Below are 15,634 nucleotides of genomic sequence, written 5' to 3' on the forward strand. Positions count from 1 at the left end.
ACGGGATGCACAGCCAGCGATTCAAGTTTCATGCAATACACAGCCGCACTGGGGGATTCACCCTGGTCGAGCTGGTGACCACCATCATCCTGATTGGGGTGCTTTCTGTGGTGGCGATTCCGCGGCTGATGTCCTCTTCTTCCTACAGTGCTTACAGTCTCAGAAACGAATTTACGGCTGAGCTGCGTAAGGCTCAGCTGCTGGCAATGAATAACACCGATATCTGTATCCGTATCGAAGTGGATGCGGCCAATGGCTACCGCCAACTGCACTTTCCTGCGAGAGTTGGCAACCTTTGCAGCGGCACAGCCTCATTAAGTTTGGGCTGGCAGGCGTTTCAAGGCGGCAGCAGCTTGCGCCTGGCGGGCGCTAGCAGTTTTGCGCTGGATTTTGATGCCCTTGGTCGCCTTCCCGCCACCGGCTGTAATGGCGCCTGTATCGAGGTCATCGCCGATGAAACCCTCATTCTGGCGGTGGAATCAGAGGGCTTTATCCATGCCCTTTAACGTCTCCTTTAAGCACCTCAAGCAAGCCAAAGGCTTCACCCTGATAGAGCTGGTGGTGGGTATGGTGGTGCTGTCCATCGCCTTGGTGATGTTAGCCACCATGCTGTTTCCCCAGGCCGACAGAGCCGCGATGACGCTGCAGCGGGTGCGCAGCGCCGAGTTGGCCCATTCAGTCCTGAATGAAATTTGGGGCAAGCGCTATGACGACAACAGCAATATCAACGGCGGCGTGCCTGCCTGTGGCAGCACCGGAGCCCCAGCCTGCAGTAGTGTGATGGGGCAGGAAGCTGGCGAGCAACGTAACGATTTTGACGATGTTGATGATTACCACGGCCTGAACCAAGACGACTTTATGCTCAATTCGAACGAAGCATACAGTAACAGATATCCCGGCTATGGCTTGTCTGTGGTGGTGACCAGCACCAACAGTGCCGTGGACAAGCTTATTGCCATTCATGTCACCACACCTGCCGGCGAAGTGATCACTTACCATGCGGTAAGGAGTAACTACTGATGCGCATGTTAAGCCGCCGCAGCCGGGGCTTTACCCTGGTGGAAATGGTTACCGTGATTCTGGTGCTTGGGGTGCTGGCGGTGGGCGTCAGCAGCTTTATCATTTTCGGCACCCGGATTTTTATCGAGTCATCGGCGGTAGAACAGGTGACCGGCGAGAGCCGTTATGCCATCGAGCGGATGACCCGCGATATCCGCAGCGCCTTACCCGGCAGTCCGCGCTTAGCCAGCGGCAGCGCAGGCAGTGAAAGCTGGCAGTGTCTTGAGTTGGTGCCTATTGCCGCCAGCAGCAGTTATGTGGCACTGGGCCTGGCCCCCGGCCCCGCCGCCAAAACGGCCACCGTGTTTCGGGATGCGCCCGTCAGCACGGTAGCCGCGGGGCAGTGGGCTTTTGTTTATCCGCTGACCTCAGATGATGTGTATGGCAGCTTCCCCGGGAATCTGGGCAAACGCTTCGTGCTGGAGAAGGTAACTGCCTCAGCCAGCAGTATCGAGCTTGAATTTCCTAATGCCGTGCGCTTTGCTGAGGCATCACCCAGGCGACGGATGTACTTTTCAAATCAGCCGGTGAGTTATTGTTTCGTGCAATCGCTCGGCGGTGGCGGCATCAATCTGTGGCGTTATGGCAATTATGGTTTCAGCGCAGCGCAGCCAGATCTGCTGACACTCAGAGCCAACGGCAGCGCAGCCTTGATGGCACAGAATCTGACGTCGCCGCAGCCTTTGTCATTGCAGGGGTCTACCCTGATAAACAATGCCGTGGTGCAAATGGCCATTGGTTTTGCCGTGAATGGCCAAACGTTTGAATATCAACATCAGGTGCAGATGATCAATGTTCCCTAATCGCGCAGGCTTGGCTGCCCATCGCCGACAAAGGGGCAGCGCACTCATCGTTGGCATTTTCGTCATCACAGTGATGTTTCTGTTAGCGGCGGTACTTATCCGTATCAGCAGTGACGGCGATGAGGCGTTGACGCTGGAAGTGTGGGGTATCCGGGCGCTGGCGGCAGCCAACAGCGGCGCCGATGTTGCCATGAGTAAGCTTTTTCCACTCGATAACGGCGCATCGAGCTGTGCCAATGTACCGGCAGCCTGGAGTGTGCCTAACGTGGTTGGCTTTCATGGCTGCGCCGTGAGTTTAAGCTGCAACGCCTTTGTGGTCGATGGGGTTACCCAGTACCGGATAGTCAGTACGGCAGTGTGTCAAAGCGCCGATTTACGTGTAAGCCGAACCGTGGAGGTCACCGCCCGTGATGTGGAATAGAATCGCGCTGCTGTTTGGGTTACTGCTGTGGTTGCCACTCGCAACTGCTGTGCCCCTGTGCAGTGACATTTTTACCGACCCACCATCAGGCAGCCACAATCCGGGGCTTGAGCCTCCTCCGGGGCTTGAACCGAGTCGCGGCAACTTTATCTGTGGTCGACGGGGCTGCGGTGGCACCTCGGATGTGTTTACTCCCGGTGACTATAACTACTCTTACGGTGAGTTTAAGCAAGGCAGTTTCGTTAGAACCAATGGCGCGACTACCCGCTTGTATTTCAATAATCTCAACCTGACTCAGGCCAGTCTGAACCGGTTTGGCAAGGCCGAAAACCTGATCATCTATGTGCGTAACAACCTGTCTATTTCGGGGCAGAACTATGTGAATGCCATCGTCTATGTGGCGGGAAATGTGTCTCTGGCCGGCCAGGCCAGCATCGATGGTGCGCTTGCGGCCGGTGGCAGCCTGAATATTTCAGGGAATGGCTCGGTCGATGTGGATCAGGACGCCATCGATAACGCCGACTTTGGCGGCATGTGTAACACCACACAGTTGAGCTGTTTCTCTGACGATTTTGCCCGCACCAGCTTGGGGGATGATTGGGCTACCAAGGTGTTGGGTAGCTCCCGACCACCTTCATTAACCGGCGGCAGGCTCAATATCACCCAGGCCATAGGTAATCAGGCTACGGCGGTGACCTACCAGCGCCTGTTCCCGGCTGAAAATAACCTGGTGACGGTGGAATTTGATTACTACGCCTGGTCACCCCAGTCAGGCACGGGCGCCGATGGAGTGGCGGTGATTTTGTCGGATGCTACCATTACCCCGCAACCCGGCGGTTATGGCGGCTCTCTTGGCTATGCCCAGCGCTCTGGCGTTGTCGGTTTTGCCGGGGGCTGGATTGGTGTGGGCCTCGATGAGTATGGCAACTTCTCCAATCCATCTGAGGGGCGTCAGGGAGGGCCAGGCTTCCGGGCGCAGGCGGTGGCCATCCGCGGGGCAGCTTCCGGCAACTATGCCTATTTGGCGGGCACTCAGGCCAATCTCAGTCCGCGGATCGATGTGCGTCGAACCAGTGTGCCTGCGCCAGGGCACAGGTATCGGCTGACCGTGGATTCCAGAACCCCCAACGTCAGCATGGTGTCGCTTGCCCGCAACACCGGCAGTGGCTTTGTTGACCTGGTTGCACCCTTTAACGCCCGCAGTTTCCCGGGGCAGAGCACTGTGCCCGCTGATTTTTACCTGTCGTTGACGGGGTCGACCGGCGGCTCCAACAATAACCATGAAATCGATAACTTCCAGGTCTGCGCCATCGACTCCCGGCCTGTGGGGCCGCTGATTAACCACTTTGAATTTGACTATTCCGACTCACCACTGACCTGCGATGTGGAAGAGATGACCATTCGCGCCTGTAAAAATGCCGATTGCAGCGAATTATTTACTGACCCGGTAACCGCCAATCTGCTGCCGGTAAGCTCCAGTAATGGCGGCTGGCTTGGTGGTGCACAGGTGAGTTTCAGCGGTGGCACCGGCAAGGTGTATTTGTCCCACACCAGCGCCACTGTGCCTGTGACCATAGGCGTCAGTGGCTCTGTGCCCGGCACGCTGGCGGGCAGCGACACCCTGTGTCGTAAAGGTTCGGGCCCCAAGAGCATAGCGGCCTGTACCATCAACTTTGCCGACAGTGGCTTTGTGTTTGACGTTCCAGACAAATACGCTGGGCAAGCTGAAACGATAAAACTCAAGGCGGTGAAAAAGGATGATGCCACCAAGCAGTGTGTGCCCTCGTTTGCCAACGTTACCCGGGATCTGTTGTTCTGGAGTGGTTATCAAACGCCTACGGCGGCGCAAATCATCGGCACCCCCCAGGTAACAGTAAATGGCACGCCTGTGGGCACATCGGAAACCAGCGCAGAGCATCTGGTACTGAACTTCGATGCCGCCGGTGAGGCGCAAATCAATGTGGATTACCCCGATGCGGGGCAGTTGTCACTGTCAGCAAAATACATAGGCTCTGATGTCACAGGCGATCCGGGCTTGCTGATGACAGGCTCAGACATTTTTGTCAGCAGTCCCTATGGTTTTTGTGTGGCAACTCAGGCCAATGAGGGCCAGTGCAACTCACCCTATGAAAGCTGCAATGTATTCAAGCGCGCCGGGGAACCCTTCAATTTACTGATTTCTCCAGTAGCGTGGAAGGTAGCCAGCACCGATTTTTGCAGCAATAACACCACGCCAAATTTTGCCTGGCCCAGGGTGGCGTTAGCCCATGAGCTGGTGGCACCCTCGGGTGGTGTGCTTGGTCAGGCAAGCGTGCAGGAGTATGGGCATGTGGCCGGGACTACCCCTAACACGGTGGCGCAAAGCGTCAGCGAAGTCGGGGTATTCCGCTTTGGTACGGCTGCATTCAGCGGTTATCTGGGCAGCAATAAGACCATTCAGGCCAGCAATTCCCAACCCTTGGGGCGCTTCGTGCCGGCCAAATACATAGTGAAAGATGTATCACTCATTCCCGGCTGTAGCGGCTTTAGCTATATGGATCAACCCACACCGCTGACCATGACGATAGAGGCGCAAAACCTTGGCTCAGTGGTGACTCAGAATTATCAGGGCGTGTTTGCCAAAGGTGTAGTACAGCTGCAAGCGGAAAATGCCGATGATGGCATTAACCTGTCGGCACGTTTAAGTAGCCTTGGCGGCAGCTGGAATCAGGGTTCAATGACTTTTGGTGCCAGCAACAGTTTCCTGTTTGCCCGCACCACGGCGCCGGGTGCTGATGGCCCCTTTGAACTGCTGGATATTGGCCTTGGAGTTGATGACAACGACGGCGAGTATTCGCAGCTCTCTCCTCTGGACATGAAACCGGATAGCAGCGGCGATTGCACCCTGCCCAGCAATAATTGCACGGCCCAGCGGCTCGGCACCATCAAGATGCGTCATGGCCGGCTGGTGCTGGAAAATACCTATGGCCCCGAAAATGAAATTCTGCGGATGCCAGCAAGAACCCAGGTTTGGCAGGGAAGCGGCTGGGGCTTGTCTGTCGATGACAGTTGCACCTCAGTGAATCCGGCCTTACCAACACCTCAGGTGGACGATCCCGCCCGGGGCTATGTGTTTGAGCCGGATCTGAGTGCAGGGCAAAGCATAGTGCGCAGCGCTACGCCAGCCCAGTTCAGTGCCGGTATGCTGGATTTGTACTGGCAGGCGCAGGGCAGCCCTTTGTACCGTGGCCAGGTTAGCGCACCCCTTGATGCGCCGCAGTGGCTGAAATGGTATTGGAACTGGGACAACAGTTCGCCCAATAGCTTGGTTGACCCCAGAGCCAGCGCTTATTTTGGTCGTTTTCGTGGCGATGACCGGATTATTTTTTGGCGTGAGGTGAACTAAGAACAGGCGCAACCGCGCCTGTAATCGGTCATCCCAAGGCAAGTGCTGAGCATGCAAGGAGGCTTTTTGCCTGTGATGCTGCCTGGTGGGGTGGCGGGTGCAATTTTCACATTCAGGATGCAAAAGTGCGTCAAATTGCATCAAAAACTGCCGCATTTTTCATCACCTTACTTTCGGTTCAAAAAAAATCACTTCATTAGCGTTTGTTAACCTCAGCGGTCTTGTGGAATCAGGGTGGCATTGATAAAGTTAGCTGATTTTTCTTTTCCCTGGCTCCTCAGAAAAACAGGCTGGTTACATGTTCAAGAAGCTGCGTGGCATTTTTTCCAATGATCTCTCGATCGACCTGGGTACCGCCAACACCCTCATTTATGTTCGCGAAGAAGGTATTGTTCTGAATGAACCTTCGGTGGTGGCAATTCGTAACGAACGCAATAGCTCAGGGCAAAAGTCCGTGGCTGCTGTGGGTACCGAAGCCAAGCTGATGCTCGGACGTACCCCTGGTAACATTCAGGCAATCCGCCCCATGAAAGACGGCGTTATTGCCGATTTCTATGTGACCGAGAAGATGCTGCAGCACTTCATTAAGCAGGTTCACAACAACAGTTTTTTCCGCCCCAGCCCACGCGTGCTGGTGTGTGTGCCTGTGGGAGCCACACAGGTTGAGCGTCGAGCCATCCGTGAATCAGCCATGGGCGCTGGTGCCCGCGAAGTGTATCTGATTGAAGAGCCAATGGCGGCCGCCATTGGTGCCGGCCTGCCGGTATCTGAGGCCACAGGTTCCATGGTAGTGGATATCGGTGGTGGTACCACTGAAGTGGCCATTATCTCTTTGAATGGTGTGGTGTATTCCTCTTCTGTACGTATCGGTGGCGACAAGTTTGACGATGCCATTATCAATTACGTACGCCGTAACTACGGCAGCCTGATTGGTGAAGCCACTGCCGAGCGCATCAAGCACACCATAGGTACTGCCTATCCCGGCGATGAAGTGCTGGAAATTGAAGTGCGTGGCCGTAACCTCGCCGAAGGTGTGCCAAGAAGCTTCACCCTCAACAGCAACGAAATTCTCGAAGCCCTGCAAGAGCCGTTGTCGGGTATCGTCAGTGCCGTTATGGTGGCACTGGAGCAGTCTCCGCCGGAGCTGGCTTCTGATATCTCCGAGCGTGGCATGGTGCTGACCGGTGGTGGCGCACTCTTGCGTGACCTCGACCGTCTGCTGATGCAGGAAACCGGCATTCCAGTGATGGTTGCAGAAGATCCGCTGACCTGCGTTGCCCGCGGTGGTGGTAAAGCGCTGGAGATGATCGACATGCACGGTGGCGATCTCTTCTCCGACGAAAACTGATTTTCGGGGACGAAAGAGGCGGTGAGGCAACCGCCTCCTTTATTTTATGAAGCCTATTTTTGTTCGTGGCGTCTCCAACCAATTCCGATTGACACTGGCAATTGCATTGTCGGTGATCCTCATCGTGGCCAACGATCGCCTCACGCCGGTGCGCCAATCGGTGGCTACCCTGCTGAGTCCGTTACAGTATCTGGCTAACGTGCCCGGCGACATGCTGGACAACGTGGCCGAGATGCTGGCTACCCGTAACATGCTCCAGCGCCAAAACGCCGAAATGCTGCGTCAGCAACTGCTGATGAGCGAGCGTTTGCAACGCTTTGAACACCTGCGTCAGGAAAACGAGCGTCTGCGGGCCTTGCTTGGCTCGCCGCTGCACATGGATGCCCGCAAAATGGTGGCCGAAGTGATGGAGGTGGCCAGCGACCCCTTCCATCAGCAAATCGTCATCAATCGCGGTACCCAAAATGGCGTCTATGTCGGTCAGCCGGTGCTGGATGCTCAGGGTATTGTCGGCCAGGTGGTGGAAGTCAGTGCCATTACTGCGCGGGTGCTCTTGATGTCTGATTCCAGCCACGCCATTCCTGTGCGTATTACCCGCAACGATGTGCGCATGATAGTCAATGGCACCGGCGAGCTGGATGAGATGGAGCTGCGCCACGTGGCGAAAAGCACCGATGTGAAGGTGGGCGACTTGCTGGTGACATCCGGCCTGGGTCGCCGCTTCCCGGAAGGCTATCCGGTAGCACGGGTCACTGAGGTGTCCCGCGATGATGCCCAGGCCTACGCCAGGGTAACCGCCCAGCCGCTGGCTGCGCTGGATAGAATTCGTTACCTGCTGCTGATTTGGCCCGATATGGACCGTAACCCGGTCGGCGATACTGAAGCCAATGAAACGCCTGCGGTGGATGCGACAGAGCCCAAGGATGCCGCCGTGGCTGAGGAGAGCGCCCAATGAGTTTGCAAGCGCCCAATGGCCGAATCGTTGTGTGGCTGACGTTATTCGTCGGCGTGTTATTTCAGATTATGCCGCTGCCGGATTTGGTAGAGGCCTGGCGCCCTGACTGGCTGCTGCTGGTGCTGATTTACTGGACCATGGCGCTGCCGCACAGATACAACATTTTGACCGCCTGGATCCTCGGGGTGGTACTCGACATCATGCTTGGCGCGACCTTAGGGGTCAGGGCGCTGGCATTTTCTTTGGTAATTTATGTAGTCGCGATGCACTTCCAGCGGATGCGCAACTTCACCATCTGGCAGCAATCCTTGCTGGTGGCAGCCTTGGTTGGTGTGTTCCATCTGGTGGTGTTCTGGTTGCAGTATGTGCTCACCAAGGCCAGCTACAGCCACGCCATCTTCTGGCCAATGCTCTCGAGCCTTATTATCTGGCCCTGGGTGTTCTGGTTCCTGCGCCGCCTGCGCCGCCACTACAAAGTGAGATAACGCGCAATGACACTGGTTTTGGCTTCCCAATCCCCTCGTCGCCGGGAGCTGCTCGCTCAGGCAGGTCTGGGTGTTTCCGGCTTTTCGTTTGAGCGGGTTAACCCGGATATCGATGAAACGCCACTGGCTGATGAACTGCCTGCGAACTATGTCGCCCGGCTTGCGGTCGAAAAAGCAAAGGCTGGTCTGGCGATGTGCGGCCAAATCGATGCCCCCGTGGTGCTGGGTTCAGACACCATAGTGGTGCTGGATGGCGAGCTGCTGGGCAAACCTCTGGATGAAGCCGATGCCCGCGCCATGCTGGCGTCCTTATCCGGACGCAGTCATGAAGTCATGACCGCCGTTGCCCTCACAGACGGGCAGCGCACCCTGTGCGACACTGTCACCACCAAGGTGGAATTCGCTTGTCTCAGCGAAGCCGATATCATGGCCTATGTGGCCAGCGGCGAGCCAATGGATAAGGCCGGAGCCTATGGTATTCAGGGGCTTGGCGGTATTTTCGTTGAAGCCATCAACGGCAGCTACAGCGCCGTGGTGGGACTTCCCCTGGTTGAGACCCGTCGGCTGCTGGCCGCGTTCTCCCTGATTTAAGGCGGCGCCGTCGACATTCGTTTAACTGACTTTCCCTGAGGGGGAAACCGTGAACAGCCCAAGTTATTCCAGTCAGAAAAATCCACGCAAAATCGGCTCAGAATTGCTGATCAACGTGACCCCCAACGAGGCCCGGGTGGCGCTGGTTGAACACGGGGTATTGCAGGAAGTACACATAGAGCGGCGCATGAAACGCGGTTTGGTCGGCAATATTTATAAGGGCCGGATCAGCCGGGTACTGCCGGGTATGCAGGCCGCCTTCGTGGACATAGGTCTCGATAAGGCGGCCTTTTTGCACGCCTCAGACATCATGCCCCACACCGAGTGTGTGGCCGATGTTGAGAAGGGCAACTTCGTGGTGCGCGACATCGCTGAGTTGGTGCGTCAGGGCCAGGACATCATGGTGCAGGTGGTCAAAGACCCCCTGGGTACCAAGGGCGCGCGCCTGACTACCGACATCACCTTACCGTCGCGTTACCTGGTGTTTATGCCGGGTTCCAGCCATGTGGGGGTGTCGCAGCGGATTGAATCCGAAGAAGAGCGCACTCGCCTTAAAGAAGTCACCCAGCCTTTCGTGGATGAAGACGGCGGCTTTATTATCCGCACCGCCGCCGAAGGTGCGGGCGAAGATGAGCTGCGTCAGGATGCATCGTTTTTGCGCCGGGTGTGGGCCAAGGTCACCGAGCGGCGCAAGCGCAAGGGCAGCACGCTTTTGTATCAGGATTTGGCGTTACCTGTACGCATCGTGCGCGACTTTGTCGGCACTGAGCTTGACCGTATCCAGGTGGATTCCCGCAGCACCTTTGAAGAGCTTAAACACTTTGCTCAGGAGTTTATGCCTGAGTTCGAGGAAAAGATTGAGCTGTACAGTGGCACTGTGCCCATCTTCGACCTCTACGATGTGGAAAATGAAATCCAGCGGGCGCTGGGTCGCAAGGTGGAGCTTAAGTCCGGCGGTTACCTTATTATCGACCAGACCGAGGCCATGACCACGGTGGACATCAACACCGGCGCCTTTGTTGGCCACCGCAATCTGGAAGAAACCATCTTCAACACCAACCTCGAAGCCACCCAGGCGATTGCCCGCCAGCTGCGGCTTAGAAACCTCGGCGGCATCATCATCATCGACTTTATCGATATGCTCAGTGAGGATCACAGGGCGCGGGTGCTGACCAGCCTGACGGCGGCGCTGGCCAACGACAGGGTTAAAACCAATGTCAGCGGCTTCTCAGGCTTGGGGCTGGTGGAAATGACCCGCAAGCGTACCCGGGAGAGTCTGGAGCATGTGCTGTGCGGTGAGTGTCCGGCCTGTAAGGGCAGCGGCTACATGAAGACGGTGGAAACCGTGTCCTACGAGATCTTCCGCGAGATCATCCGCCTCAACAAGGCCTACAAGGCCGATGAGTTTCTGGTGTACTGCGCTCCGCCGGTGCATGCCAGTTTGAGTGGCGACGACAGTCACCATGTGGCCGAACTGGAAGTCTACATCGGCAAGCGCATTCGGGTACAAATGGAACCCCTGTACGCCCAGAACAAGTTTGATGTGGTAATGGTCTAGTGGCGGGATTCTGGCGTCCGGCGAACGTGGGCCGGGTTTGTGGATTGACTTTGGCGACCCTGCTGGTGCTGTTTGCACTGGGGGTAAGCCTTATCCGCAGCCTGTTGCCTCAGCTGGACCAAGCCAGAGACAGAGTGACCGCTTACCTTTGGGACAACTATGGTCTCAAGGTGCAGGTGACCCGCCTTGCCGCCGAGTGGCAGGCCTTTGGGCCGGCGCTGACGGTGGAAAACCTGGTGCTGCCGCCCCAGGATGGTTTGCCGCTGACCCTGATTATCAAGCGCACCGAGGTGAAACTCGATTTCTGGCAGAGCCTGCTAAGCCGCGAGGCCTTCATTGAAAACGTGGTATTCGATGGGGTACAGGTAGCACTGGATCTCGATGCCATGGGCGGCGGTGAAGACAAGCAAACCGCTTCAACCGGCACCGATTGGCTGTATCGTTTGCTGCTTGAGCAACTGCAGAGTTTTGCCATGCGCGAAGCCATGGTGCAGCTTAAGAGCCGCCACCATGATTTTCGCCCCATCTACCTTGGTGATTTGCGCTGGCACAACGGCCAGGGGCGTCACCGCGCCGAAGGCTATGTCTATCTGGATGCCGACGCCAACGAATCCGAGCGACTGTCGCTGCAAATCGATTTAAAAGGCGATGGCAATGAGCCGGACAGCATTCGTGGTCAGGCGTACCTTGCCGCCCGCGAGCTGGATCTGGGTGAGTGGGCCGCCCGTCGTCCCAATCCGTTTGATGAAAGCAAACCTTTGCCGCTCAAGGGCGTTGCCAATTTGCAGGCCTGGGCCGAAGTGGCAAATCGCAGCCTGGTGTCGGCCATGGTGGAGTTTGCCCCGAGTTACCTTGAATGGCCCGCGATTGAAGGTCACCAGCGCCTGGCGGTGGATGGCGGCCGGATCCTGTGGCAGCGTCATGGTCGCGGCTGGATCCTAGGCAGTGACCAACTGGAATTGGCCAGCAACGATATTCCCTGGGCGTCCAGCGATTTTCGTTTTGGTTACGATGGCCAGCGCCTGACTGGCGGCATAGATCAAATTGCGCTGGCGTCCCTGGCGCCGTTAACGCCGCTTATCCCCGGCATCAGCAAGCAAGGGCTGCGCACCGCGCTGGAAATGGCGCCCCAGGGGAATGTAGATGCGCTGAACATCAGCTGGCAGCCCGGCAAGTTGGCTGCCAGTGCCAGTCTTAGCGCCATTCAATGGCAGCGCTCCGGCGCCGTACCCGGGGTCAGTGCTCTGGATGCCAGGCTCTATTTTGATGGTAATTTGCTGCGTGCCTCTGTTCCGGCCCAAACCCTGGGCGCCGATTTCGGTAAAGGCTTTAAAGCGCCGCTTGCGTTTACCACGCCGGGCATGGAGCTTGGGTATGATATTGCCGCCCAAACCTTGCTGGCGCCATCGGTGCGGCTCGATAACGCCGACCTGGCGCTGGATGCTGCCATGCGCCTCAGTTTTGCTGCGCCCGCGCATCTGGCGCTGGCCGCAGGTGTGGAAGTGAAAAACGGTGCCCGCGCCGGATATTATCTGCCCCGCGGCGCCATGGGTGAGCCCCTTGCCGACTACCTTGAGGGCGCGATTCTGGCAGGGCGCACCCGTGAGGCCGCAGTGGTCTGGCATGGCGCCCTGCAAGATTTCCCCTATCGCGACAACTCAGGCATTTTCCAGGCCGGATTTATTTTCGATGAAGGTCATTACGCCTTCCAACCCGACTGGCCGGCAGTGACCGATATTCGCCTGCGAGCCCTGTTTGAAAACCTGCGCATGGATCTTTGGGTCGATGAGGGCATGCTCGAAGACGTCAACGCCGCCGGTGCCCATGTGTACATTCCCGAAATGGGCCTTAACACCCTGCTGAAGGTAGAAGCGGCGCTGGCGACCACAGGCCCTGCGGCCACGGCTGTGTTGCAGCAGTCGCCGCTGAAAGACTCAGTGGGCGCGACTCTTGAAGTGGTGCAGGTGCAGGGCAAGGTTCGTGGCGATCTGGATTTGGCAATTCCCCTCTACCATGGCGGAGAGCCGGATATTCAGGGATTGGTGTTGTTTGAAGAAAGCCCGGTGTTTATTAAAACCCCAGGAGTGCAACTGACCCGCGTTAAGGGCGAACTGCGTTTTGCCAACGACAAGATAACCACCCGTGGCCTGAACGCGAGACTCTTCGGTCAGCCGTTGGAGCTTAAGGTAGCAGGAGCCCATGGCGACGAAGGCTATGGAGTAAAGGCCGAGCTTAAAGGTGGCTGGGATTTGGCGACGCTGCCAAAGGCGCTCGACAATCCACTGTCGCCGTTTTACAGCGGCCAGATGGCCTGGCAGGGCGAGCTGAATTTGACCCTGCCCGCTGAGGGTGACTGGCTGCTTGATGCTTCCGCCCAAACCAGCCTGAGAAACACTGAGCTTAAGTTGCCACCGCCATTTGCCAAAACTGCAGGTACTCCCATGCCCCTGTCACTGAGCCTTGGCGGCTCCGCCAAAGGGCTCAATCTGGCGCTTACCCTGGATGGCAAGGGCCGCTTTGAAGGAGATATCAATCCGCAAAGCGCAACCATGGACAGCTTTTTACTGACCCTGAGCGACAGCCTGTCGGTTCCGCCAGCCGCAGCCGCTGAAGCCAGTGCTACAACACAGGTCCCGGTCGCTACAGGAACGACTGCGGCGCCAGACGCGAGTGCTGATATGACATCAGCCCCGGCTGGGCCTGTGCGCGCCGGTACCCTGGAGGTTCGCTTAACCAAGGCGGCCTTTGCCGATTGGCTGCCTATCATCATGGGGTTCGTTAATAACGACAGCGCTGGTGAAGGGCCGTCCTTTTTCCCGCCGCTGATGGCCATCAACACCCAAATCGGCACCCTGAATATTCTGGGGCAGGATCTGAATCAAACGCTGCTGACAGCGCAGCCTGTGGACGGTTTGTGGCGGGTGAGCACTAAAGCCAACGAGTTTGTGGGTGATATTGATTTCTTCCCCGATTGGCATGGTGGCGGCCTCAAACTCAGGGCATCACGTCTTTATCTGGCGCCGGAATTTGCCGAGGGCGAAGCGGCCTTCAAGAGTGATGATATTGCCAAAAACCTGCCGCCACTGGCGGTGGATGTGGATGATTTCAGGTTGTATCAGCGGCCATTGGGGCATCTGGTGATGCAGGCCCAGCCGGAAGAGGGGGGCTACCGCTTCCAGACCTTGTCGCTGGAATCTCCTGCGGCCACTCTGCGTGGTCAGGGCGTGTGGAAAACGGCACCTGAGCTGAACGAAACCCGAATGAACTTTACTGTGAAGGCCAATCAGTTTGATGCGCTCAGCGAACAGCTGGGTATTAACCCCGGCATCAAGGATTCGCCGCTGGATGTGAGCGCCGAGCTGTTTTGGCGTGGTGGCCCCCACGAGTTTGAACTGGGTAACCTCAGCGGTGGCTTAAGCTTTAATCTGGGCAAGGGCAGCCTGACTGAGATAAGCGACAAGGGCGCACGGATTTTCTCTCTGTTCAGTCTGGACTCGCTGCTGCGCAAGCTGTCGCTGGACTTTACCGACGTATTTGGCAAGGGCATGTTTTATAACAGCTTCACCGGCACGCTGGAGCTGGATAACGGCGTGGTGAAGACCCGGGATACCGAAATGGACGCCATCGCCGGCAATATGAAGGTGCGCGGCTTTACCGACTTAACCACCCAGAGCCTGAACTACGATATTCGCTTTGTGCCTCAGCTCGCGTCCAGCGTGCCTACTGTGGTGCTGTTAAGTACCAGCGCCTGGACCATGGGGCTTGGTGCATTCGCCCTGACCAAGGTGCTGGAGCCTGTGATTGAGGTAATTTCAGAAATCCGTTTCCGCCTTACCGGCACCATGAGCGACCCCATGCTGGAAGAGCTGGAGCGTAAGAGTAAGGAAATAGAAATCCCTGAATCTGTGCTGCCAAGAAAACCCGGCGAGGTACCAGCAGGCACTGTGCCGCCAACAGGACAGCCACAGTCTGAGTCGCTTGAAGGACAACAGCCGCCAGCCACCCAGCCTGAGCAAGAACAGAAGCAAGAACAGAAGCAGGAACCTGCTCCGGCACAGTCGCCCGCGCAGCACGAAAACGAACTGAAAACCCCACCTCTGACCAACTTGCTCCCCGGGGCGATACCGCTACAATGGAGCGCACCGAGGCAATTTAGCCAAGTCTCAAGCACCGGAGATTTCCATGCAGATAAGTCTGCTGCAATGTCAAAGCAGCCGCGATGTGGCGGCCAATCTGGCCTTTATCGAATCGCAGCTTGAGGCCTTGCCAAGGCAGGCGGATGAGCCACAATTGGTGGTGTTGCCCGAGTGCTGTCTGTTATTTGGTGGCCATGAGAGTGAGCAGCTTGCCTGGTCCGCAGAAGACGAGCCGTTAAAGCTGGCGCTGTCGGCACTGGCGGCACGCTTCCAGGTACATATGGTGGCGGGCACCATTCCGGTCCGCAGTGGTGATGGTCGGGTTTACAGCCGCTGTTATGTATTTGATGATAAAGGCGATGTGCTGGGGCATTATGAAAAAATCCACCTCTTTGATGTGGATGTGGCCGATGGCACCAGGCGCTACCGTGAAAGCGACACCTTTTGCCCCGGTGAACAGCTGGTGGTGGTGGACACCCCCTTTGGTAAGCTTGGGCTCGCCATTTGCTACGATGTACGCTTCCCGGACCTGTTCAGGGCGCTTAGACTGGCGGGTGCAGAAATTATTACCCTGCCTGCCGCTTTTACCAGGGTAACCGGTGAGGCGCATTGGGAAATTTTGCTCAAGGCGCGGGCCATCGAGAGTCAGTGCTTTGTGCTTGGTGCGGCCCAGTGGGGCAGCCACAATACCGGCAGCCGTGAAACCTGGGGCCAGAGCATGGTGATTGACCCTTGGGGCAAAACCCTGGCCGAGATGCCTGCGGGCACTGGCTGGGTGCAGGCCAGGCTCGATATGAGCGAACTTGCCAGAGTGCGCGCCGCCATGCCGGTGGCAAGCCATAACCGATTTGCAAAACCGGTGCTGCTGGGCGCCGGAAAATCAGAATAATCAC

General features: G+C 57.2%; 12 protein-coding genes. All 12 read left to right on the forward strand.

The annotated features are described in order from the left end of the window. Positions 1–5 precede the first annotated feature (5 nt). Complete coding sequence (locus tag MJ923_RS00640) at positions 6–506, forward strand: pilus assembly FimT family protein (RefSeq protein WP_240589464.1); 501 nt, start codon at positions 6–8, stop codon at positions 504–506. After that, on the forward strand, positions 496–1,020 hold the full coding sequence (locus tag MJ923_RS00645; protein WP_240589465.1) for a type IV pilus modification PilV family protein: 525 nt from the start codon (positions 496–498) through the stop codon (positions 1,018–1,020). The genes MJ923_RS00640 and MJ923_RS00645 overlap by 11 nt, the downstream gene beginning before the upstream one ends. Further along, positions 1,020–1,862, forward strand: coding sequence for a PilW family protein (locus tag MJ923_RS00650; RefSeq protein WP_240589466.1), 843 nt, complete (start codon positions 1,020–1,022; stop codon positions 1,860–1,862). The genes MJ923_RS00645 and MJ923_RS00650 overlap by 1 nt, the downstream gene beginning before the upstream one ends. Next, positions 1,852–2,283 (forward strand): MSHA biogenesis protein MshP, encoded by a 432-nt coding sequence (locus MJ923_RS00655; protein ID WP_240589467.1) that lies wholly within the window; start codon positions 1,852–1,854, stop codon positions 2,281–2,283. The genes MJ923_RS00650 and MJ923_RS00655 overlap by 11 nt, the downstream gene beginning before the upstream one ends. After that, positions 2,273–5,668 (forward strand): DUF6701 domain-containing protein, encoded by a 3,396-nt coding sequence (locus MJ923_RS00660; protein ID WP_240589468.1) that lies wholly within the window; start codon positions 2,273–2,275, stop codon positions 5,666–5,668. The genes MJ923_RS00655 and MJ923_RS00660 overlap by 11 nt, the downstream gene beginning before the upstream one ends. A 298-nt stretch (positions 5,669–5,966) precedes the next feature. Beyond that, positions 5,967–7,016 (forward strand): rod shape-determining protein, encoded by a 1,050-nt coding sequence (locus MJ923_RS00665; protein ID WP_126169321.1) that lies wholly within the window; start codon positions 5,967–5,969, stop codon positions 7,014–7,016. Positions 7,017–7,062: 46 nt separating this feature from the next. Beyond that, positions 7,063–7,971, forward strand: a complete 909-nt coding sequence (gene mreC / locus MJ923_RS00670) for a rod shape-determining protein MreC (RefSeq protein WP_240589469.1) — start codon at positions 7,063–7,065, stop codon at positions 7,969–7,971. Further along, positions 7,968–8,456 carry a rod shape-determining protein MreD gene (gene mreD / locus MJ923_RS00675; protein WP_126169323.1) on the forward strand — a complete coding sequence of 163 codons (489 nt, stop codon included), beginning with the start codon at positions 7,968–7,970 and terminating at the stop codon, positions 8,454–8,456. The genes mreC and mreD overlap by 4 nt, the downstream gene beginning before the upstream one ends. A gap of 6 nt (positions 8,457–8,462) precedes the next feature. Next, the gene (locus tag MJ923_RS00680) at positions 8,463–9,047 is read left to right on the forward strand and encodes a Maf family protein (RefSeq protein WP_240589470.1); all 585 of its coding nucleotides are present in this window, start codon (positions 8,463–8,465) and stop codon (positions 9,045–9,047) included. A gap of 91 nt (positions 9,048–9,138) precedes the next feature. Next, complete coding sequence (gene rng, locus MJ923_RS00685) at positions 9,139–10,605, forward strand: ribonuclease G (RefSeq protein WP_240590218.1); 1,467 nt, start codon at positions 9,139–9,141, stop codon at positions 10,603–10,605. A gap of 26 nt (positions 10,606–10,631) precedes the next feature. Next, positions 10,632–14,864 (forward strand): YhdP family protein, encoded by a 4,233-nt coding sequence (locus tag MJ923_RS20825; RefSeq protein WP_338092214.1) that lies wholly within the window; start codon positions 10,632–10,634, stop codon positions 14,862–14,864. Beyond that, the gene (locus tag MJ923_RS00695; RefSeq protein WP_240589472.1) at positions 14,788–15,630 is read left to right on the forward strand and encodes a carbon-nitrogen hydrolase family protein; all 843 of its coding nucleotides are present in this window, start codon (positions 14,788–14,790) and stop codon (positions 15,628–15,630) included. The genes MJ923_RS20825 and MJ923_RS00695 overlap by 77 nt, the downstream gene beginning before the upstream one ends. Positions 15,631–15,634 lie beyond the last annotated feature (4 nt).

Source organism: Shewanella zhuhaiensis (assembly GCF_022484835.1).
GTDB classification, from domain to species: domain Bacteria; phylum Pseudomonadota; class Gammaproteobacteria; order Enterobacterales; family Shewanellaceae; genus Shewanella; species Shewanella khirikhana.